The sequence below is a fragment of the Dyadobacter bucti genome (genome assembly GCF_005869225.1).
Classification (GTDB): Bacteria; Bacteroidota; Bacteroidia; order Cytophagales; family Spirosomataceae; genus Dyadobacter; species Dyadobacter bucti.
This window is the reverse complement of sequence record NZ_SWFP01000027.1, coordinates 1-20,391: the sequence shown is the minus strand read 5'-3', so window position 1 is coordinate 20,391 and position 20,391 is coordinate 1. Positions and strand designations below refer to the sequence as shown.

The 20,391-nt window shown below is 46.4% G+C and carries 21 protein-coding genes; 16 read left to right on the top strand and 5 right to left on the bottom strand.

Translation table 11 applies throughout. The features are described 5' to 3' along the window. Positions 1–178 precede the first annotated feature (178 nt). From FBF61_RS34110 to FBF61_RS34100, 3 genes are all read right to left on the bottom strand, one after another. Entirely contained in the window at positions 179–955 is a 777-nt protein-coding gene (locus FBF61_RS34110; RefSeq protein ID WP_166444703.1) for a hypothetical protein, read from the bottom strand. A 67-nt stretch (positions 956–1,022) separates the two neighbouring features. Next, on the bottom strand, positions 1,023–2,396 hold the full coding sequence (locus FBF61_RS34105; protein ID WP_138485463.1) for a sensor histidine kinase: 1,374 nt from the start codon (positions 2,394–2,396) through the stop codon (positions 1,023–1,025). Further along, positions 2,393–3,070, bottom strand: coding sequence for a response regulator transcription factor (locus FBF61_RS34100; protein ID WP_138485462.1), 678 nt, complete (start codon positions 3,068–3,070; stop codon positions 2,393–2,395). Before FBF61_RS34100 ends, FBF61_RS34105 begins: the two co-directional genes overlap by 4 nt. Before the next feature lie 185 nt (positions 3,071–3,255). Between FBF61_RS34100 and FBF61_RS34095 the strand changes: the two genes are divergently transcribed. From FBF61_RS34095 to FBF61_RS34075, 5 genes are all read left to right on the top strand, one after another. Further along, positions 3,256–4,635: a TolC family protein gene (locus FBF61_RS34095; protein ID WP_166444702.1), complete on the top strand. Its 1,380-nt coding sequence runs from the start codon at positions 3,256–3,258 to the stop codon at positions 4,633–4,635. 48 nt (positions 4,636–4,683) lie between these two features. Further along, complete coding sequence (locus FBF61_RS34090; RefSeq protein WP_229215355.1) at positions 4,684–7,845, top strand: efflux RND transporter permease subunit; 3,162 nt, start codon at positions 4,684–4,686, stop codon at positions 7,843–7,845. Further along, positions 7,826–8,926, top strand: a complete 1,101-nt coding sequence (locus FBF61_RS34085) for an efflux RND transporter periplasmic adaptor subunit (RefSeq protein WP_138485459.1) — start codon at positions 7,826–7,828, stop codon at positions 8,924–8,926. The genes FBF61_RS34090 and FBF61_RS34085 overlap by 20 nt, the downstream gene beginning before the upstream one ends. Positions 8,927–9,294: 368 nt before the next feature. Next, positions 9,295–9,690, top strand: coding sequence for a YidH family protein (locus FBF61_RS34080; protein WP_138485458.1), 396 nt, complete (start codon positions 9,295–9,297; stop codon positions 9,688–9,690). Between the two features lie 230 nt (positions 9,691–9,920). After that, positions 9,921–10,085 (top strand): lmo0937 family membrane protein, encoded by a 165-nt coding sequence (locus tag FBF61_RS34075; protein WP_374756646.1) that lies wholly within the window; start codon positions 9,921–9,923, stop codon positions 10,083–10,085. 79 nt (positions 10,086–10,164) lie between these two features. Here the strand turns inward: FBF61_RS34075 and FBF61_RS34070 are convergent, their stop codons facing one another. Beyond that, positions 10,165–10,809, bottom strand: coding sequence for a Crp/Fnr family transcriptional regulator (locus FBF61_RS34070; protein WP_138485457.1), 645 nt, complete (start codon positions 10,807–10,809; stop codon positions 10,165–10,167). 176 nt (positions 10,810–10,985) lie between these two features. Between FBF61_RS34070 and FBF61_RS34065 the strand changes: the two genes are divergently transcribed. From FBF61_RS34065 to FBF61_RS34035, 7 genes are all read left to right on the top strand, one after another. After that, complete coding sequence (locus FBF61_RS34065) at positions 10,986–11,786, top strand: sulfite exporter TauE/SafE family protein (protein WP_138485467.1); 801 nt, start codon at positions 10,986–10,988, stop codon at positions 11,784–11,786. A gap of 139 nt (positions 11,787–11,925) precedes the next feature. Continuing rightward, a complete protein-coding gene (locus tag FBF61_RS34060; protein WP_138485456.1) occupies positions 11,926–13,347 on the top strand; it encodes an MBL fold metallo-hydrolase in 1,422 nt (473 codons plus the stop codon). A gap of 51 nt (positions 13,348–13,398) precedes the next feature. Then, positions 13,399–13,665, top strand: coding sequence for a rhodanese-like domain-containing protein (locus FBF61_RS34055; RefSeq protein WP_229215354.1), 267 nt, complete (start codon positions 13,399–13,401; stop codon positions 13,663–13,665). A 19-nt stretch (positions 13,666–13,684) separates the two neighbouring features. Beyond that, complete coding sequence (locus tag FBF61_RS34050) at positions 13,685–14,248, top strand: YeeE/YedE family protein (protein ID WP_138485454.1); 564 nt, start codon at positions 13,685–13,687, stop codon at positions 14,246–14,248. 4 nt (positions 14,249–14,252) lie between these two features. Further along, positions 14,253–14,873: a class I SAM-dependent methyltransferase gene (locus FBF61_RS34045; RefSeq protein ID WP_138485453.1), complete on the top strand. Its 621-nt coding sequence runs from the start codon at positions 14,253–14,255 to the stop codon at positions 14,871–14,873. 5 nt (positions 14,874–14,878) lie between these two features. Beyond that, positions 14,879–15,385: a DUF6691 family protein gene (locus FBF61_RS34040; protein WP_138485452.1), complete on the top strand. Its 507-nt coding sequence runs from the start codon at positions 14,879–14,881 to the stop codon at positions 15,383–15,385. 35 nt (positions 15,386–15,420) lie between these two features. Beyond that, entirely contained in the window at positions 15,421–16,776 is a 1,356-nt protein-coding gene (locus tag FBF61_RS34035) for an MBL fold metallo-hydrolase (RefSeq protein ID WP_138485451.1), read from the top strand. Between the two features lie 338 nt (positions 16,777–17,114). Here FBF61_RS34035 and FBF61_RS34030 read toward each other — a convergent pair whose 3' ends face one another. Further along, positions 17,115–17,792: a low molecular weight phosphatase family protein gene (locus tag FBF61_RS34030; RefSeq protein ID WP_229215353.1), complete on the bottom strand. Its 678-nt coding sequence runs from the start codon at positions 17,790–17,792 to the stop codon at positions 17,115–17,117. Positions 17,793–17,934: 142 nt separating this feature from the next. Between FBF61_RS34030 and FBF61_RS34025 the strand changes: the two genes are divergently transcribed. From FBF61_RS34025 to arsB, 4 genes are all read left to right on the top strand, one after another. Further along, positions 17,935–18,267 (top strand): ArsR/SmtB family transcription factor, encoded by a 333-nt coding sequence (locus FBF61_RS34025; RefSeq protein ID WP_138485449.1) that lies wholly within the window; start codon positions 17,935–17,937, stop codon positions 18,265–18,267. Positions 18,268–18,322: 55 nt separating this feature from the next. Continuing rightward, positions 18,323–18,895: a DUF6428 family protein gene (locus FBF61_RS34020; protein ID WP_229215352.1), complete on the top strand. Its 573-nt coding sequence runs from the start codon at positions 18,323–18,325 to the stop codon at positions 18,893–18,895. Between the two features lie 13 nt (positions 18,896–18,908). Beyond that, a complete protein-coding gene (gene arsN2 / locus FBF61_RS34015) occupies positions 18,909–19,361 on the top strand; it encodes an arsenic resistance N-acetyltransferase ArsN2 (RefSeq protein ID WP_229215351.1) in 453 nt (150 codons plus the stop codon). Continuing rightward, on the top strand, positions 19,358–20,391 hold a 1,034-nt coding region (arsB, locus tag FBF61_RS34010; protein ID WP_138485448.1), incomplete at its 3' end, for an ACR3 family arsenite efflux transporter. The genes arsN2 and arsB, both read left to right, overlap by 4 nt.

Sequence of the window (20,391 nt, the reverse complement as noted above, 5' to 3'; positions counted from 1 at the left end):
TTAAACTATCTGAATCCTGCTGCCTTCGAGGCAGAATACTATCGGCAAACTGGGTGAGAATTGAGAAGTTAAATATTTACTAACCCGCAAAAGTGTAAACCAAAACGGAACCACGTCATGTATCGGTCTAGAAGTTAAAAGCGAAAATGGTGTGTTACGCCTAGTGGTAAGCAGCACCCTATCTGACTGACAACCTACGCCTTTTTATAAGCTTGAAAGTGGGCGAGCTAGCGCCGAAAATAAACCGGCTTCTATTGCAAATAGCCTCGCACCGCTCTGCAATCCGATCAAAAATTTCAAGCCTTTCAGTGTTGAGTACATTTAGTTTGCCAGTGAGCACGCTTATTTCTGCATGAAACATTTCCATTTCTGAAATCAGCAGGTAACAATGGGAGAGTGAAAACTGCTGCTTGGGGCCCGAAAACATATACGTATCAAGCAAACCCACCATCTCTTTGAAAACATCCAGTATTACTTGATTACTATGAAAGTAATCATGCACGTCCTGATTATACGATGGTCTGGAAAAGTCGTAAGGTGCATTCAGACGATTTTGTGTATATATCATACGGTAAAGCGTACTAATTTGTTTGCGTAGGGGTTTATCGATTGTTAAATCACTGCTAACACAGCGGGCTATCAGCTGCGCAGTTTGCTTAACACTTTGGCCTGCACCTTTGATAAGCGATTTTCGCTCGGTGGCTGCCTTAAAATATTTTTCAAATACATTAAAATATTGGGTACTCAGTCGTGAGTAGGATTCAAGAGCCCGTTGCAATCCATCCGTATCGTCCAGCTGATTCTTTGGCACATGGATTTGGGACGCGCTTACTATATCAAGAATAGAGCAAGCATACTTAATTCGCTGAGCGAGCGATTTTTCAAATGGCGTCTTGACGAGCAATAAAGATTCATTCATTCCTACTACCTGGGACAAGAGGGTACAATGCGTCATTATTGTCGACGCAAATCAGAGTTACAGGCTTTGTATATTAAGATATGCCTGAAAGGCAAGCAGCGCGCTAATCTGCCAGCGGCAAAGCAGACAGCCTTATTGAAACGGCAGTGCCCTTGTCTTTCATGGATTTTACACTAAGCTGCCCTTTGTGTATGTCAATAATTTTCTTTGCAATGGTGAGCCCTAAACCAAAGCCTGGCACATTTCCCACATTGCCAGCGCGCATCATCGGTAAAAACACATCATCGAGCTCAGCGCCCGGGATGCCGATACCCAGATCAGTGACTGTAATAATGACCCACGAAAGTTCCAGATCAACTTTTAGCTCCACTGGCTCTTGCCGGGAGTATTTGCTTGCGTTATCCAGGATATTGGTCAGCACCGTACGCAATAGCGTCGCATTCCCTAAAATCCTGAGATTAGAACTTTGCTGGGTAAAGGTATCTGTTAGTACAAGGTCAATTTGCTGATCTGGCCGCTTCTCACCCAAGTATGTGACCGTATCCAGCACCGTATCCACGATGTTGATGTCTTCGCGGACTCTGGCCGACTGCAAACCTTCGACTTCTGCAAGATGTAGCAGCGAATTGGCAAGCTCTATGGCACCTTCTAACCTGACCAAAGCCTTTTCCATACTTTGCTGGAGCTCGCCCAGCTCCTTATCATAGGCCAGCGAAGTTTCCAGGATTCCTTTTACCACGGTAAGCGGCGTGCGGATCTCATGAGACGCGTAAGAAACAAAGTGCTCCTGGCTGATGGCCAAGCCCTGCAGGCGGCTTAGCAATTCATTAAAGGAATTTGACAAGTACGCGGCTTCGTCAGCACTTGTGCGGCTTTGCAGTCTGAAGGAGAAATCGCTTACCGATGCAGGATCCATCTGAGCAATTAACTCATCGAAAGGCAGCATTGCGCGGCGCGCAAAGAAAAAACCAGCAAAAGCAACAATCACCAGCAGAATGATATTGCCACTGGCCAGAATAAAAAAAAGGCTCTCACTTGCTTGTGTCCCGCTAAGATCGTGCGCCGTGACAACTGAGACATAACGCTTTCCATCCACTTTAAAGGACAAGGCAATACCTTCTTTAAGCCTTTTTAAGGGTCTGGATTTATAACTGAAATAGACTTCTTGCTTGCGGGCTTTATTAAGGAGTTCCGGGGAAAGCTTATAATCAATCGTTCCCGAAGACTCATAAATAACCTTGTTGCTGCTATCTACCAAAAATTCGTGCTGGTCGGGAAGGGTCAGGTAGCTGGAACGATGAAATTCAAGGCGGTTTTCAAAATATAATTGTCCAGCCACTGCCCTGCGCTGAAGGCGGTTACGCATCAGCGACTGCCGGTAAGATTCATAAGCCTGGTAAATGAAGATTGAAAAGACTAGCAAGAGGGCCGCTACCAAGAAGCCAAAAACAATGGTGATGCGTTGCTTGATACTCATGGCTCTGGCCCCATTAAATAGCCTACCCCAAATACGGTATGCAGCAGCCTCGGTTCCGACTTGTCGATCTTGCGGCGCAGGTAGTTCACATACACATCAACTACGTTTGTGTTGGTATTAAAATGCACATCCCAGACATTTTCAAGTAGATCTACCCGGTTGATAACCTTCCCCTGGTTGAGCATAAAGTATTCCAAAAGCGCATATTCTCTGGCAGTCAGCTCGACCCTTTCGCCAGCTCGCCAAACCCGGTGTGAATCGGTTTCTACTTCCAAATCCAAGAGTTGCAGCCGCTTGGGCCTGGGAGCACGTGATGGGTGGCGTCTTGCCAAAGCTTTCAAACGGAAAAGGAGCTCTTTGAATGCAAAAGGCTTTGCCAGGTAATCGTCAGCCCCTGCCTCAAAGCCTAGGACCTTGTTATCAAGGCTTCCCAGTGCGGTAAGCATGATCACTGGCATAGCCGGCCAGTTCTGCTTAATGAATTTGCAAAGGTCATAACCATTTAAACCAGGCAGATTAACATCCAGCACGACTACGTCAAACTTGTTTTCATTGACCATACTTCTTCCGATCACCCCATCGAATGCTACGGATACGGTAGCACCCTCGGACTGCAGGCCTTTCTGAATGAACTGCGTCAGTTCCAGATCATCTTCCACAACTAAGACATTCATGCTGCTTTTTCTGGCTATTTGATCGGGTAAAATTATGAATCGAGATTAAAATATACTTAAAAACGACCCCTTCTCACCAAATTCTAATAACCTTCTCAATACCCTCTAACCAAGTGCCTGTTTAATTTGATGCCAGTAAGATGTACCCCCGGCGCCAAATAAGGCGCTGCACGATTGTTAAACGTATGAACCGCTGTCTATTCCTAATCCTGTTTTTAATCCTGGTCTTCTACCAGCATCCATCTGCACTCGGGCAAACCCTGAGTATGGAGGAGGCGGTCGAAGCGACCGTCAACCACTATCCGACGCTGGCAGCGCAAAGGTCTGCGCTCGAAGCTTTCCGTGCCAATTTGCAGGTGCTGCGCGACAACCGGCTGCCCAATGTTAAATTGCATGACCAGGTCAATTTAGGCACCGCTAACGGGCTTTCAGGCTCGTACTTTTCAATGGGCCTCATTGTACCAACATCTGGTGGACGAAGGCCTGAAAATGCATCAGATCTGGCATCGGGCAATATCGCACTGGCTTCTGCTGACTGGGAAGTTTATAATTTCGGCCGATTTGGGGCTGAAAATAAACTGGCCAATGCTGACATCGCAGTAGGGGAGTCGGGCCTGGAACGCGAGCAGTTTGCGCTTCGCCAAGTCGTCATCAAAACCTACCTGGACTTGGTATGGCTCAGGCAAAATCTTAAAATCGAGCAGCAGAACCTCGCTCGGGTCGATACGGTTAGGCGTATTATTAATAACCTCGTACAAAATGGCATCCGGCCAGGACTGGATTCTTCACTGGCTTCTGTCGAGCTATCGCGCGCCAAGCTGAGCTACTATCAGATGCAGGAAGAGTACCGCAGGGCTAATGTCCAGCTGGCGACACTCACAGGCCGTCAGGTAAACGAGCTGGAAGTTGATACCACCTTTAATGCAGGTGTACTGCTGGGTGAGCCCGCACCGAGCACAGTGCTAACATCGCATCCACTGCTCAGATACAGAAGTAACCTGCTTACTCGCCAGAATGCAGAGATCGACATGATCCGTAAATCAGCCCTGCCCAGGGTTACGCTGCTTACTGCTGTCTCAGCAAGGGGCACCAGCCTTGACATTGATAATAATTTTGGCCCTATCGGCCAGGGCTTTGGGTATAGCCGTACCAACTTTTTACTGGGAGTCGCAGCCACTGTCAACCTCATTGATTTCAAAAGGGTCAAGACACGCGCTATCCAGCAGCAGTGGCGCGTGCGCGAAGCGGCAAGTCTTTTGACTGTCGAGCAGGTCCAGCTGCAAAACACACTTGCGATGGCAGATTCTGTGATGTCCTCCATCCGGTTATCGTTGCGGGAGCTTCCCGTCACGGTAAGATCAGCTACACTTGCCTACCAGCAGCGCATGTCACTTTATAACAATGGGATAGAAAATATCCTGGGTATCACCGATGCTTTGCAGCTTTTGACCAGGGTAGAAAAGCAAGTAATTGACGTGCAGCGCCGGGCCGTGGCCGTCAGACTGGAAAAGGCCTATGCTACGAGCGATTTTGAACCATTTTTTGATCTTTTCAGGCGTCCATAACCCTGTATTAATATGCTATCAGCTTCATTAAAACGTCCTGTATCAGTCATGGTACTCATCGCAGGGCTTGTCGTTTTCTCGATTATGTCGGCCAGCCGGATACCGATCGATATTTTTCCGCGGCTTAACTCACCTGTGATTTATGTGATCGAGCCTTATGGTGGTATGTCGCCGGCGCAAATGGAAGGGTTTTTTGCTACCCGGATGCAGGACCAGTTCCTGTACATTGGCGGCATCAAAGAAATTTCCAGTAAAAGTGTGCAGGGGCTTACTGTTGTAAAGCTAGCCTTTTATGAAGGCAGCGATATGGCCCAGGCGGCAGCAGAAGTCGCCATCCAGGTCAACCGGGCGATGAAATTTTTTCCGCCCGGCGCATTGCCCCCGCAGGTGGTACGCTACGATGCTTCTTCGGTGCCGATCGGTGATCTGGTTTTCAGCAGCAAAACACGCTCGCTCAAAGAGATCCATGAACTGGCCGTAACACGGATCAGGCCACTATTTTCAACTGTTCCCGGACTTACTGCCCCGCCACCGATTGGTACCAACTCCCGCACGATCGTCATCAACCTGGACCCGCAGAAGATCCGCAGCCTGAACATTTCACCTGACGAAGTCGTGGAAGCCCTTGCTGCAAACAATGCCATGACCCCTTCTGGTAATATCCGGATAGGAAACACTTCTTATATTACCACTCTGAACTCACTGGAGGATCAGGTTTCAGATTTTGGCCAGATCCCGGTCACCACAGACGGGCACCGGACAGTGTTCCTTCGTGATTTGGGAAATGTTGCTGATGCATCAGATGTGACAGCCGGATATGCGCTGGTCAATGGCAGCCGCTCGTCTTACATTCCGGTGGTGAAAACAGCTGATGCGTCCACCTGGGATGTGGTTACTGCCTTGAAAGCACGGCTTCCGGAAATGCGAAGCCTGCTGCCTGACGATATTGAAGTGGCTTACGAATTTGACCAATCAATATTTGTAATCAACTCTGTAAAAAGTCTTCTTTTCGAAGGAGGGCTGGGCGCAATCCTGACGGGTCTTATGGTGCTGTTATTTCTGGGCGACTGGCGCTCTTCGCTGATTGTAATCATTACGATCCCTGTCTCTATCGTCGCCGCTGTGCTCATGCTAAGCCTGGCAGGTCAAACGATCAACATCATGACTTTGTCGGGCTTGGCATTGGCCATCGGTGTTTTGGTGGATCAGGCCACAGTAACCATTGAAAACATTCACCAGCATATTGAGATGGGTAAGCCGCAAAAACAAGCGATTTATGATGCCTGTAAAGAAGTCGCATTGCCCTTGCTGCTGATCCTGCTTTGTATTATTGCTGTTTTTGCGCCTTCATTTATTATGTCAGGCGTGCCACGCGCGATGTTTTTGCCACTTTCACTGTCTATAGGTTTTGCAATGACAGTATCCTATTTCCTGGCCCAAAGCCTTGTGCCGATCCTTGCTAACTGGATGCTGAAAGAGCATGTCCATGAAAAATCGGCTGGTGCTGAGCCTAAGGTTACTTTTTTTGACAGGGTAAGGGGTGGCTTCATGCGCCAGAACGAGCGTTTTGTCAAGAGCAACAAACTGGTCGTCGGGCTTTATTTGGTGCTCATTTTTGCCCTTGCAGCAGCAGGTTTTTTCTGGATTGGAAAAGACATGCTCCCGCAGCTCAATTCCGGTCAAATGGTAATCCGCATGAAAACACCTGACGGGACACGGCTGGAACGGACCGAAGAGAAAGTAAGTGAGCTATTGGAACTGGTTAATCAGGCCTCAGATGACCATCTGGCGATTTCGTCGGCATATGTCGGCGTTGTGCCCACCAACTATGCGACCACGAATTTGTATGTAAGTACGAGTGGCCCCAATGATGCAGTCATTAAGGTAGGCCTTGATCCCGAATACAAAACCAACATGCAGGATCTAAAAGAGCGTATCCGAATGGCGGTAGCCGAGCAGATGCCAGAACTCACTTTGTCATTCGAGCCGGCTGATTTGACCGAAAAACTCATGAGCGGCGGGGCATTCACGCCCATCGAAGTACAAGTTGCAGGAAGGGATATGAAAGAGATTGAAGGCTATGCTAATAAATTGGTGAAGGGGTTGTCGCAGCAGGATCATCTGCGTGATGTACGTATTATTCAGCCCCTTAAATTTCCGGTCATCAACATTAAGCTCGACCGTCAGAAACTGGCAACAATGGGACTGAGCTTACAGCAAACCGCGCGATCCATCACCGCTTCAACATCATCGAGCCGTTATACTGAAAAAAACCAGTGGCTCGATCAAAAAGCGGCATACACTTACCAGGTGCAGGTTCAGATCCCTGAATTCGCCATGCGAAACATGGCACAGTTACAAGAAATCCCGCTTGTAGCAGGTCAGCCCAGACCGGTGCTGGCCGATGTTGCTACCTTCTCGGTCGATACACTTCCAGGGGAATACGCCCGGATCGGGCCGCGGCGCTTTGTGACGGTTTCAGCCAATATCCATCACCAGGATTTGGGTAGTGCGACACGGTCAGTTGAAAAAGTAATCGCCGGACTAGGAGCGGCTCCAAAGGGCCTAGTGACAGAAGTAAAGGGAATGTCATCGCTTTTGACTGAGACCTTGGACAGCTTGCAGCTTGGATTGGGCATTGCTGTCGTGGTCATCTTCCTGCTTCTGGCTGCAAACTACCAATCATTCAAATTATCACTGGTTATTTTGTCAACTGTCCCAGCCGTAATCATGGGCTCAATAGCCTTTTTGCTGCTGACAGGCAGCACGCTGAATCTGCAATCTTACATGGGCATTATTATGTCAACAGGTATTTCGGTGGCCAATGCGATCCTGATCGTAACCAATGCCGAGCGGCTCCGCTGGGAGTACCGCGACGTGCGCCGCGCTGCGTTAGAAAGTGCAGGCGCCCGTCTTCGACCGGTGCTGATGACCAGCTTTGCGATGGTGGCAGGTATGGTGCCCATGGCCTTAGGAACCGGGGAAGCCGGAGAGCAGGTTGCCCCGCTCGGCCGCGCGGTGATCGGCGGGCTGATCGCTTCGACACTGGCAGCACTTTACATTGTCCCACAAGTCTATATATTTCTGCAAAGCAAAACAGCTTATAAAGACCCATCCCTTTTACCAGTCGAAAACGCGCTGGCTAGCGCCTCAGATTTGCATGTCAATGGCCATTTAGAACAACCTACCTATGAAAAACATAACATATAACTGTCTTGCCCTGATATTGGGCCTAACCGTTTTCAGCGCTTGCTCGTCGTCTGAGTCTGCCGAAACCAAAACACAGAAAAAAAGCGTCAGCAAGCCAGCTGTAAAACTTGGGGCGGTAAGCTCTAAGAAAGTAGGCCAGCAGGTTCAGCTGCCAGGGGAGTTCCTTGCCTTTCAGGAAGTGAGCATCTACCCCAAAGCCGACGGGTTTGTGGAAAAAGTGCTTGTAGACCGAGGTAGCAATGTCCGAAAAGGGCAGGTGCTCATGGTGTTGGAAGCTCCTGAAACCGAAGAGCAGCTGGTAGCTGCTCGCTCGAATTACCTGAAAGCAAAGGCCATGCTGGTTGCCAGCCAGGAGCATTACAAACGGCTGAAAGCCAGTGCCGGCATCCGTGGCTCGGTGTCGGCGCTGGACCTGGAAAGCGCCAATGCCAAAATGATGGCAGACAGTGCGGCAGCCATGGGCGAGCAAGCTAATTTCAATGCGCTCACAAAGATCAAATCTTACCTGGTGGTGCGTGCGCCTTTTGATGGCGTGATCACAGAACGAAATGTTCACCCTGGCGCGCTGGTTGGATCAGGCGTGCGACTGCAAGGTCCGATGCTGATGCTTCAGCAGCAAAACCGGCTCAGGCTGGTCGTAGATGTGCCTGAGACTTATAGCGTAGGGTTAAAGCAGGGCAAGCAGGTGAGTTTCACAGTCAATGCAATGCCAGGAAAACAGCTTAAAGGAACAATCAGCCGCCGATCGGGCAACATGAACCAGAAATTCCGCTCTGAGACCGTAGAAATCGATGTTACCAACGCAAAAGGGGAGATCAAACCAGGCATGTTTGCAGAAGTGGTCTTTGCTCCCGAGGGCACGCAGGGTGCTCTCACTGTCCCGTCAGAAGCGGTCGTCACATCGACAGAAGGGCAGTATGTGATTAAGGTCAATCAGGGGAAAGCACAATTTGTTGAAGTAAGGAAAGGGATGCAGTCTTATGAGATGACCGAAGTGTTCGGAGCACTTCGGGATGGCGACCAGATTATTGTCAATCCACGAAATGACATGAAAGATGGGGCGCAGGTTGCCATGAATTAGAACGACGGAAATTTGAAGTTACTTGGATCTCTAACTTGTCATTGCCATGATACTACTAGATCTATTATGCCTGCTTATTTTGGGTGTCGTGTGTTTTTGGGTTCATTATCTTTCTACTGTCCTTAATTCAAACAAGAGCAGAAATAAACGTAGACTGCGAGCAAAGCAGAAAAGGAAGACGTCTAAATCCCAGATTAAAAAAGAACTGGATAATTTACTGGTGCAATACAATCAGGGCAGTATTAGTGAGCAGCAATACTATGAAAGAGCCAACCCATTGATTGATAAATTATCTGATCTATATTCGGAAGTTGTATGGACTTTTGAGGCACATAATAATACTTATTAAACCGTAAGAACTCTCGTAGATGAACACCGATAAAGAAAAAGATAATCTATCACCATTTAAGCCTAATGACCACCTTGCCAACGAGCGGACTTATCTGGCTTGGGTTAGAACTGGCATCGGCATCATGGCTTTTGGCTTTGTGGTAGTAAAATTTTCGCTTTTCGTTAAACAGATTGGTTTTGTATTGCATACGAAAGTAACTGCGCCCTCTCATGGCTATTCATCGATAATCGGAATTGTTCTGGTCGCCCTGGGTACGCTTTCCATCCTGTTTGCTTTCTTACAATACCGCAGGACTAAAAGGCAGCTTGAAACCGGAGAGTACAAACCCACTACAGTACTTACCACATTGTTGACTGGGGTTATTTTCCTGATTAGCATTCTGCTGATTGCATATCTATTACAGAGTGTATAGTGCCGACATAAGTATTATGCAAAATGGTTGAAGATTCATCTTAATTCAAGCTTTTCACCCTTTTACAAAGGCTAACCACAAAGCAGCCGACGATCCCAAAGATACCTTTTTAGGGAAAAGCGGTCTGCAAGCAGATATTTATTTTGGGCTCAACAACCGAATTGCGCATCTAGCTATTTTCAATACCGATAACTGTCTGGGACCGCCGTTTTATTTAACTGTCAATAGTTTTGAAAGATATTATTGGAAACATACTATCAACGCTCGCCCTGATATTAATAATCCTTTGGCTGATCGGATATCTTGGACTTGACGGCTTTGGGATGGGCAACATCATTCATTATTTACTTGTAATAGCAGTTGTAGCTATTCTTCTCAGAGTAATTCGAGGTTAAAAGGTAATTATAAACCTACCGTAATATTGCATGTTAGCTGGAAGTGTCTCAATAAATCAGAGTTGGGAGATCAAGTAAATTACATCCGCGTAATCCATTCTATACTATTTCTTTGAAGTCTGATTTTTTTATCCTGTTCCATTTTCTTTAACAATCTTGATATGACTTCCCGCGAGGAATTAAGATCATTGGCAATTTCCTGATGGGTAATTAAAATCTGATTAGTCTTAGTAGTGCTAAACCGATTTTTCAGATAAAATTCCAGCCTTTCGTCCATGCCATTAAATACTACATTGTCAAATACTACCAGCAGCTCTTCAAAACGGGCCCGGTAGTTGGCAATGACGAAGTAGTACCATGTTTTATATTTTTGCATCAGCTCATCCATTAACTGGATCGGGATCAGAATTGCAACAGTATCTTCCAGGGCTTTGGCCATGATCTCACTAGCCTCTTGTTTGGTATTACAGATCATTGATAAGGCGCATGCGTTTCCTGGTTGAAGATCATAAACGAAGGCTTCCTGCCCGTCATCTCCCTGACGGTAAAGTTTCACTCTCCCGCTTCCAATAAGCAAGGTGTGTTTAATGTACTGTCCGGCCCGCATGATTACTTCTCCGGCTGGAATCTTTTTCAGGCTGCATTCCCGGATCAGGTACTGTTTCAATTCAGGTTCGAAGTCCGCAAAAACGGTATCGAGATAGTAGGAAATATCTTCACTCATAACTAGCTAAATGATTAAGCGGGGCATAAAACCATAAAAAAAATGCGAACTAAAAGGTTCCGAAATGCTTGGAAGTAAAAGCTTTGGGCTATAACAAATATTATTCCCCGTATGTGACCTTTGTCACTTTCCAGGCGATAGACACTGCTGATTTTTGTAATATAATCAATACGAAAATGGAAATCATCGCCTACATAGCATCTGTATTTATTGGTATCTCATTGGGTATGATCGGCGGTGGCGGCTCCATCCTGACTGTGCCAGTACTGGTTTACATGTTTGGCATTAGCCCTTTGGTGTCGACATCCTACTCCCTGTTTATTGTCGGATCAACCAGTCTTGTCGGGGCATACAGCAATTACCGCAAAGGTGCAGTCAAAGTCAAAACTGCACTGCTGTTCGGAAGCACATCGATCACAACGGTCTTCTTGACGCGCAAATTTTTAATTCCTTTGGTGCCCAATGATCTTTTTAGCATTGGAGCGTTGCAGATCACCGAACCTTTACTGACGATGGTACTTTTCGCTGTGCTGATGGTGGCCGCATCGGTGGGCATGATCAAGAGCAAGGAGCGAAAACCAGGGTGTTTAGAGTGTGACTTAAAAGGTAATATTGCCAGGATGCTTTTAAGTGGCATCGGCATCGGACTTACTACGGGTTTTCTGGGAGCAGGCGGCGGTTTTTTGCTGATACCGACATTGGTATTAATCCTAGGTATGCCTATGAAGGAAGCTGTGGGCACTTCGCTTCTCATTATCGCGCTGAATTCGCTGATTGGTTTTGCAGGGGATATAGGACATTTTGTGATTGACTGGGCTTTTCTGTTGAAAATTACTGGTATTGCCATGGCAGGAATTTTAATCGGGGGCATCTTAGCCAAAAAGGTTAATGCTACTTCTTTGAAGAAGGGGTTTGGCTGGTTTGTGCTGGTGATGGGGATTTATATTATATCCTCCGAGCTGATGCATCTCAAATAATTTCCGATCACTAGCCAAGCAGGTGAAAATGATTTTCATTCTTTTTCGCAATGTGACTCTTGTCACTGACCAGCCAGCTAAACATCCTGAAATTTGTATAGTTAATTCAAAAAGGATTGAAAATTAAAAGACCATCAATATGCAAATTGAGCAAATTTATACCGGCTGCCTCTCGCAAGGAGCTTATTATATCGAAAGCAATGGGGAAGCTGTGGTAATCGACCCGCTCCGTGAAGTTGAGCCCTATATCAACCGTGCAGAACAAAATGGGGTAAAAATAGAATATGTTCTGGAAACGCATTTTCATGCGGATTTTGTATCGGGGCATATTGACCTGGCTGAAAAGACAGGTGCGCAAATCGTTTTCGGTCCGACCGCTAAGCCTGGCTTTGATGCGCTTGTAGCGGTCGATGGCCAGGTTCTGAAAGTGGGCGATGTTTCACTTACAGTACTGCATACGCCGGGGCACACCATGGAAAGCACTTGCTATCTTTTAAGTGATCAGCAGGGAAAGCAGGTTGGCATTTTTACAGGGGATACCCTGTTCATTGGCGATGTTGGCCGTCCTGACCTGGCACAAAAGGTATCCGCCGGACTGACACAAGAAAAGCTGGCAGAGCATCTGTTTGATTCCCTGCGTGATAAGATTATGCCACTTGCTGATGATATTATTGTCTATCCGGCCCACGGTGCAGGAAGTGCATGCGGTAAAAACATGAGCAAGGAAACGACCGATACATTGGGTAGCCAGAAAACCTCCAATTATGCACTCAGGCCGGATATGACCAAGGCAGAGTTTGTCGAAGAAGTCACTAGTGGCTTGATGCCGCCCCCTGCTTATTTTCCCGAAAATGTATTGATGAATGTCAATGGCTACGAAAGCATTGACAGGGTTCTTGAAAGGGGAGCCCAGGCTTTGGATGCGGCGGCTTTTGAAGCAGTTGCAAACCAAACTGGCGCGGTCGTCCTTGATACCCGGGATGCAGAAATCTTTGCAAAAGGATTCATTCCTAACTCGATCAACATCGGGATAAATGGCGGCTTTGCTCCCTGGGTTGGAGCGCTTATTCCCGACATCAAACAAAGCATATTGATAATAACTGAGCAGGGTAGGGAAGAAGAAGTGGTCACCCGTCTTGCGCGTGTGGGCTATGACTATACGATCGGACATTTAAAAGGTGGGATCGATGCATGGGTCAAAGCCGGTAAAGAAACCAGCCAGATCCAGTCAGTAACCGCTGACCAGATGAGTCAGCGCTTGAAAATTGACCCCGCCATCGGCGTGCTGGACGTACGTAAGGCAGGTGAGTTCCTGTCTGAGCATATGCTGGATGCAGAAAATATCCCCCTGGATTATATCAATGATCACCTGGCGCAGATTGATAAAAACAAAACGTACTTCGTACACTGCGCCGGCGGTTACCGGTCGATGATCTTTAATTCAGTACTCAAAGCACGGGGATATGACAATCTGATCGATGTCAGGGGAGGTTTTAAGGCAATTAAGGATTCAGGCAAGCTTGAAGTAAGCAATTATGTTTGTCCAAGTACACTATTGTAGGATAAGATCATGGGAATTATGTCATTGTTTTTCGGAAATAATAAAACAGACTTGAAAGGTCTTGTCGGGCACGGGGCACTGATCGTTGACGTGCGTAGCCCTGAGAAATTCGCATCGGGCCATATTGATGAGAGCATTAATATTCCGCTTGATAAGATCAGCGACAAAGCAGCATTTTTAAAAAAATGTGGAAAGCCTGTGATTACCTGTTGTCGTAGCGGCACACGCAGTGGGATGGCAGAAGGAATATTAAAAATGGCCGGGGTCCAGGTTTATAACGGCGGGGCCTGGGATAAGCTTAGACAAAAAATTCAATAAAAAACACCTTTAAAATATTATGCTGGAAATTATAAAACAGCCCTGGCCATGGTATGTGGCCGGGCCGCTGATCGGGCTAACAGTGCCTGCACTTTTGATACTGGGTAATAAGTCCTTTGGGATTTCATCATCGCTCCGGCATGTTTGCGCCATGTGCGTTCCGGCGAAAATCCCGTTTTTTCAATACGATTGGAAAAAGGAGTTGTGGAATATGTTTTTTGTGCTCGGCATTTTTTTTGGAGGGATGATAGCGGTGACATTTATGGGTAACACCGAACCAGTCCAGCTGAACCCGTCATTGGTAAAAGAGCTCAGCATTTATGGTGTTACTGATTTTTCATCGCTCGTGCCTGTTGACCTGGTCAGTTGGGATAAGCTTTTGATGCTGCCCGGGTTTATCATGATGGTTGGTGGTGGGTTTCTGGTAGGGTTTGGTGCGCGTTACGCGGGTGGCTGCACGAGCGGTCACGCAATTATGGGACTTGCCACCTTGCAATGGCCCTCACTGGTTGCAACAGTATGTTTTATGATTGGCGGATTTGTCATGGCAAACTGGATATTGCCTTTCATATTAATGATGTAAGCAGATGAAGGATAACTTAAAAGCACATTGGGAAAATATTTATAGTACCAGCTCACCCGATCAGTTAAGCTGGACAGAACCCAAGCCAGCGCATTCATTGGCCCTGATCCAGGATACAAATACCGCAAAAGATAGTGCAATCATTGACATTGGTGGCGGCGACAGCCGGCTTGTAGATTATTTATTGCTGGAAGGTTACAGGAATATAACGGTTTTGGATGTTTCAGCCAAGGCCATAGAGAAAGCCCAAAAAAGGCTTGGAGCAAAGTCTGAGCAGGTTACCTGGCTGGTGGGCGATATACTGGATTTTAAACCGGAAAGACAATACGCAATCTGGCACGACAGGGCGGTGTTTCACTTCCTGATCACTGCTGAGCAGAAAGCCCAGTATAAGCGTATTGCTGAAAATTCGCTTTTAAAAGGGCATATGATTCTGGGGACTTTTTCCTTGTCTGGTCCCACAAAATGCAGTGGATTGCCGGTGAGTCAGTACGATATGGCTTCGCTTTCCGACGTCTTCAAAGATTCGTTTGCCGTAAATACACATTTTTATGCGGGGCATATTACGCCTTTTCAAACAAATCAGGATTTCCTTTTTGCGGATTTCATCAAAATAAACAATTAAAGAGTATGGCCAATTTAGTAGAGCAAACGGCACAAAGCGAGCATGACATTCGGGCAACGGATTCAATATGCATCAATGAGAGTCAAAAACAACACAAATGGTATTACAACTTGAAATATCTTGTTGTTGGATTATTTTTTGGAGTGCTATTCGTGAAAGCAGAAGTGATCAGCTGGTTTAGGATCCAGGAGATGTTCCGGCTGCAATCGTTTCATATGTACGGTATTATTGGAAGCGCCGTACTAGTTGGAATGATTTCAGTTTGGCTTATCAAACGGTACCGGATCAAAACCATTTTAGGGGAAGCTATCACCTTCACCGATAAGAAGTTCAACAAAGGACAAATTTATGGAGGATTAATATTTGGGCTGGGCTGGGGTTTGACCGGCGCTTGTCCGGGACCCTTGTTTGCACAGATTGGTATGGGTGCTACTGTTGTAATTGTCACGCTAATTAGCGCAGTGGCAGGCACCTGGGTATATGGTAGGTTCAGGGATCAATTACCTCATTAGTTGCAGTAAAGAGTTGAATTAAACAAACACATGTTATGAAAATCCAACAGTTCGAAGATAAATTTTTGGCACATTACAGTTATGCCATCCTGAGTGAATGCGAATCAAAAATGGTATTGATCGATCCGGCCCGGAATCCAGAGCCGTATTATGAGTTTGCAAAAGAGTATCAAGCCCAGATTATCGCTGTTATAGAAACGCATTCACATGCCGACTTCGTCAGCAGTCATCTGGAAATTGCCCAGACCACTGGTGCTGCCATTTACGCCAGCCAGAATCTAGGTTCTGCTTATAAGCTAACACCCTTTGACGAAGGAGACACATTAGCCTTTGGCAAAATCGTATTGAAAGCAATTAACACACCGGGACATTCGGATGACAGCATCTCTGTTCTTTTAGAGCATGATGGTAAACTTAAATATCTGTTCAGCGGTGATACGCTGTTCATTGGAGATTGCGGCCGTCCGGATTTGAGAGGGTCTGGCAAGGACATGGACGCGCAACGCGACAGACTGGCTGTCAAAATGTATTATTCACTTCGCGATAAAATACTTCCATTGCCCAATGATGTGATCCTATATCCGGCGCATGGAGCGGGCACTTTGTGCGGAAAAGCATTAAGTGATGCTGCCAGCAGCAGCATGGGAGAGCAAAAGAGAGAGAACTGGTCCCTACAACCTATGAGCCAGGAAGCGTTTGTAAAGCAGTTAACGTCTGATCAGCCCTTTATTCCAGCCTATTTTTCTTTTGATGTCGATCTGAACAAAAAAGGCGCACCAGCATTTGGTGAAAGTATTGGTAAAGTAAAGCTGGTTGGATCATTAGGGCAAAGTAAGGCTGAGCAATTAGATCCTGATCTATGGGTTGTAGATAGCCGCGATCAGCAGGATTTTAAAACCGGGCATCTAGCCAGATCCATTAATATTATGGATGGAACCAAGTTTGAAACGTGGCTGGGAAGCATGATTGATCCTTCGGAGCATTTTTATCTTGCTGCCCAGGATATACAAACTTTGAAAGAGCTTATCGAGCGCACAGCATCCATCGGATATGAAGCCAAGATAAAGGAAGCTTTTGTATTAAACAGTGGGCAGAAAACTATGCAGCCTTTGGACCTGGAAGATTTCACGGCTCATCAGGACAAATACACGATTGTTGATGTAAGAAACGGGTCAGAAGTGTCTAAAAATCCAATTTTTAGCAATAGTATTTCGATTCCGTTGGCCGATTTGAAAAGTAGGATCGACGAAATCCCTCTTAATAGGCCGATTGCAGTACACTGCGCGGGCGGATACCGAAGTGCTATTGGCAGCTCATTGATTGCTTTGTTAATTGGTGAGGGCAAAGCCGTATATGACATTGGAGAACACATCAAAGAGGTTGATCAGTAGCCAGCTATAATACATCCCTAAAGGCTTTTAGCATCATGATGTTCGGTATTTTTGTGTTCATTGTGACTACTACTTTGCAGCAGGTGGGATCACTAGGTTGAGCAACCTTTCAAATAATATAATTTTCAAAATTTCTGAAAGAATATGCGGTAGCTGTCACTACCAAAATAACATGAGGAGCTAAGGTTGTCGACAATATTACATGGAAGGTTGGTGCATTAAGCAGCACTTCGTTGAGTCCGTTTATACAGACAATAAACTTCATTATAAAAGGTACATGGTTCTTTAAATTTTGCTCGGTCGGCAGTTAGCTAGGATCCATGGTTCTTCTCCAATTTTCAATTTTTCACTTTTGAAAAAACATACAGCGTTTCCGTTGCAATCTGCTTGCAACGCTCGTCATACTTCGCTGTCTCCTGCGCGGTACCATCAAAGGCTTTCGGGTCATCATACGGAACAGCAACCCTTGCTGCCGCGCCCTTAACAACAGGACAAGCTTCATCAGCCTGGGAACAGGTCATAATTGCGCAGAAATTGCTTTGGGGATTGTTGGCGTCATCATACTTCTTTGAGAATGCCTTCAAAGGTTCGCTGCCGGCCGCGTAGCTTACAGTATAGACCGGATTTTTGCCTTCTGATGTCTTTGTGATATCAAAGCCGGCCCTCTTGCAAGCAGCGACAGCCCTTTCATTGAACGCGCTGGCCTCTGTGCCGCCAGAGTATGTTTTTACATGGGGTATATTATAGTATGCAGCAGCAGTTGCTCCCCAGATCTGACCAAAGTGGCTGCGTCTGGAATTGTGGGTACAGATGTAGGTGAGCTGCACAGGCTGCCCAGCTTTAACTTGCTTTTGGATAAATGCAGCAATCTTGTCAAGATCTTCCACCCGGTGCTGGGGTATTTTTGAGAAGTCTTCTTTAATTGTGTTGATGTAAGAAGTCAGCTCTGGATTAAGCGCTTTCTTATCATCGTGCTTGTTGGTAGGCACAATTGCAGCAGTAGTTATAAAGGTCATAATTATCAAGTTGATCAGGTTCATTTTTTATTAAAGTCAGTTAAAATTTAATGATTGATCGTAAAGATACGATTCATTTTATTAGACAAAAAATTTTTCATCGTAATATTACAATTAATAAATTACCCGTTATATTTGCAGTATGGGAGTTACTAAAACCGAAATATTTACTGAGCAGCAAAACCGTATTGCGGATCTGGCCAAAGCGTTCTCACACCCGGCCAGGGTTGCGATTTTGCAACTGCTAATCGCCAGAAAGTCCTGTGTATGTGGAGACCTGGTTGATGAGCTCGAACTTGCCCAAGCCACAGTTTCCCAACACTTGAAAGAGCTGAAACGGATCGGCATCATTCACGGTGAAATTAATCCGCCACGGGTTTGCTATTGCATTAACCCGGTGGTATGGGAAGAAGCACAAAAAACTTTTGGAGCACTGCTCGACACTTATACACTCACCACGTCCTGCTGTAACTAGCAGGGTATTTTTTTGAAAATATTAATCGCAATAATACATTTAACCAATAGAAACCATGCGACAATCCAATCCAACTGCCCGCGGCCCGATGACCTGGGGTGATTTCAAAAACACTCTCGAAAAAAATCAAGATTTACACCTCCAATTTCAATACGAAGAAGGCAAGTTTGTCGATAGCTCCTACCACATCACCGAAATCAAGCAAGCACCGATTGTATCTGTGGACTGCGGCGGGCAAATGAACAGCTGGACAGAAGTAATTGTGCAGCTCTGGGAGCCTTCGGTGAAAGAAGTGGACCGCTCCATGAAGGTAGGTAAGGCGCTTAAAATCGTGAACCTGGTCGAAAAGACGCTGCCTTTGAACCCGAATGCTACTGTCAAGATTGAATTTGGGAATTCAAAGTTCGATACACGTCAGATGTACCCAGGTGAGTTTATTGCCGATGGTGAAGCATTCACGGTTAACCTGGTTCCGGATTTCACACAGTGCAAGGCGCTCACCCGTAACCAAAGCTGCGGTACGTCACCCGCAGAAGCTTCATGTTGCGCGCCTGCACCTGCTAAACAAGAACTGGAATTAGTTACCTCGGATGGAGGCAGCTGCCAGCCTGGTTCTGGATGCTGCTAATCAAACAAGAAACATGATGACACTACAAATTGAAAATGCTAGGCCGGAAGAAAAAGGGTTATTGATCAGCTTGCTTAAAGAAGCTGACCTTCTTACCGAGGACCTGCCAGAAGGCTTGTCTAATTTCCTTTTAGCCAAAGAGGGCGAGACTCTTGTTGGTGTGGCCGGTCTGGAACAGTTCGAGCAAGTAGGTCTCTTGCGTTCGGTGGCTGTCAGTCCTGTTCATCAAGGCCAAGGTATTGCCAGCCGAATGGTCGAGCAGCTTCTGGCTGGTGCTGACGAGCAGGAATTACAGGCAGTTTATCTGATCACAACCACAGCGGATCGTTACTTCGACCGGTATGGCTTCACAGCTGTAGACCGTCAGCAGGTTCCGGAAGCAATTCAGCAAACCAGGCAGTTTAGCGGCCTTTGCCCTTCATCAGCTGTTGTCATGAAAAGGACTTTAAAGCATCAAACCGCATGAATAACCCACGTCTTTCTTTTTTAGACCACTATCTGACCTTGTGGATCTTTCTGGCCATGCTGATCGGTGTGTCAATCGGCTATTTTTTACCCGGGACACCTGACTTTATCAATCAGTTTAATTCTGGGTCAACTAACGTTCCATTGGCAATTGGCTTGGTATTGATGATGTACCCGCCCTTGGCCAAGGTACGTTATGCTGAACTTCCAAAGGTATTTAACAATACAAAGATCCTTGGGCTATCGCTACTTCAAAACTGGATAATCGGCCCGTTGCTGATGTTTGGCTTGGCCGTAATCTTTTTGCCGGATAAGCCAGAATATATGACCGGACTGATCATGATCGGCATTGCCCGCTGCATTGCAATGGTCATTGTTTGGAATGACCTGGCTAATGGTGACCGCCTGTATGCGGCAGGGCTCGTTGCATTTAATAGTATTTTTCAAGTCTTGTTTTATTCGGTGTATGCCTATGTATTCGTGACGGTTTTACCGCCGCTTTTCGGACTGAAAGGTTTCGAGCAGGGCCACCTGGTGGTTAACATTACGATTTGTCAAGTCGCCCAAAGCGTTTTCATCTATCTAGGTATCCCATTCTTGGCTGGAATCATTTCCAGGATTGTATTAAGCAAGCTTTTTAGTAAAGAATGGTACGAGACAAAATTCCTTCCGGCCATCAGCCCGATCACTTTGATTGCCTTGCTCTTTACGATTGTGGTCATGTTCAGTTTGAAAGGGCAGCTGATCGTGAGTATCCCCTTTGATGTCCTGCGGATTGCGCTGCCGCTAACGATCTATTTTGCGATCATGTTTTTCTCTGCTTTCTATTTGTCCAAACGTGCAGGCGCGGATTATGCTAAATCAACTTCACTGGCCTTCACTGCTGCTGGCAACAACTTTGAGCTGGGGATCGCTGTCGCCATCGCGGTATTTGGGATTGATTCCGGGGCGGCATTCGCTGCGGTGATCGGCCCGCTGATCGAAGTGCCGGTCTTAATCCTGATGGTGAATTTTGCATTGAAACAACAGCA

Excerpts from the sequence above, each read along its gene's own strand:
- FBF61_RS34100 (WP_138485462.1), bottom strand. The coding sequence starts at position 3,070 with ATGAATGTCTTAGTTGTGGAAGATGATCTGGAACTGACGCAGTTCATT.
- FBF61_RS34090 (WP_229215355.1), top strand. The coding sequence starts at position 4,684 with ATGGTACTCATCGCAGGGCTTGTCGTTTTCTCGATTATGTCGGCCAGC.
- FBF61_RS34025 (WP_138485449.1), top strand. The coding sequence starts at position 17,935 with ATGGGAGTTACTAAAACCGAAATATTTACTGAGCAGCAAAACCGTATT.
- FBF61_RS34085 (WP_138485459.1), top strand. The coding sequence starts at position 7,826 with ATGAAAAACATAACATATAACTGTCTTGCCCTGATATTGGGCCTAACC.
- FBF61_RS34030 (WP_229215353.1), bottom strand. The coding sequence starts at position 17,792 with ATGACCTTTATAACTACTGCTGCAATTGTGCCTACCAACAAGCACGAT.
- FBF61_RS34065 (WP_138485467.1), top strand. The coding sequence starts at position 10,986 with ATGGAAATCATCGCCTACATAGCATCTGTATTTATTGGTATCTCATTG.
- FBF61_RS34060 (WP_138485456.1), top strand. The coding sequence starts at position 11,926 with ATGCAAATTGAGCAAATTTATACCGGCTGCCTCTCGCAAGGAGCTTAT.
- FBF61_RS34050 (WP_138485454.1), top strand. The coding sequence starts at position 13,685 with ATGCTGGAAATTATAAAACAGCCCTGGCCATGGTATGTGGCCGGGCCG.
- arsN2 (WP_229215351.1), top strand. The coding sequence starts at position 18,909 with ATGATGACACTACAAATTGAAAATGCTAGGCCGGAAGAAAAAGGGTTA.
- FBF61_RS34035 (WP_138485451.1), top strand. The coding sequence starts at position 15,421 with ATGAAAATCCAACAGTTCGAAGATAAATTTTTGGCACATTACAGTTAT.
- FBF61_RS34110 (WP_166444703.1), bottom strand. The coding sequence starts at position 955 with ATGACGCATTGTACCCTCTTGTCCCAGGTAGTAGGAATGAATGAATCT.
- FBF61_RS34080 (WP_138485458.1), top strand. The coding sequence starts at position 9,295 with ATGAACACCGATAAAGAAAAAGATAATCTATCACCATTTAAGCCTAAT.
- FBF61_RS34020 (WP_229215352.1), top strand. The coding sequence starts at position 18,323 with ATGCGACAATCCAATCCAACTGCCCGCGGCCCGATGACCTGGGGTGAT.
- FBF61_RS34040 (WP_138485452.1), top strand. The coding sequence starts at position 14,879 with ATGGCCAATTTAGTAGAGCAAACGGCACAAAGCGAGCATGACATTCGG.
- FBF61_RS34105 (WP_138485463.1), bottom strand. The coding sequence starts at position 2,396 with ATGAGTATCAAGCAACGCATCACCATTGTTTTTGGCTTCTTGGTAGCG.
- FBF61_RS34045 (WP_138485453.1), top strand. The coding sequence starts at position 14,253 with ATGAAGGATAACTTAAAAGCACATTGGGAAAATATTTATAGTACCAGC.
- FBF61_RS34070 (WP_138485457.1), bottom strand. The coding sequence starts at position 10,809 with ATGAGTGAAGATATTTCCTACTATCTCGATACCGTTTTTGCGGACTTC.
- FBF61_RS34095 (WP_166444702.1), top strand. The coding sequence starts at position 3,256 with ATGAACCGCTGTCTATTCCTAATCCTGTTTTTAATCCTGGTCTTCTAC.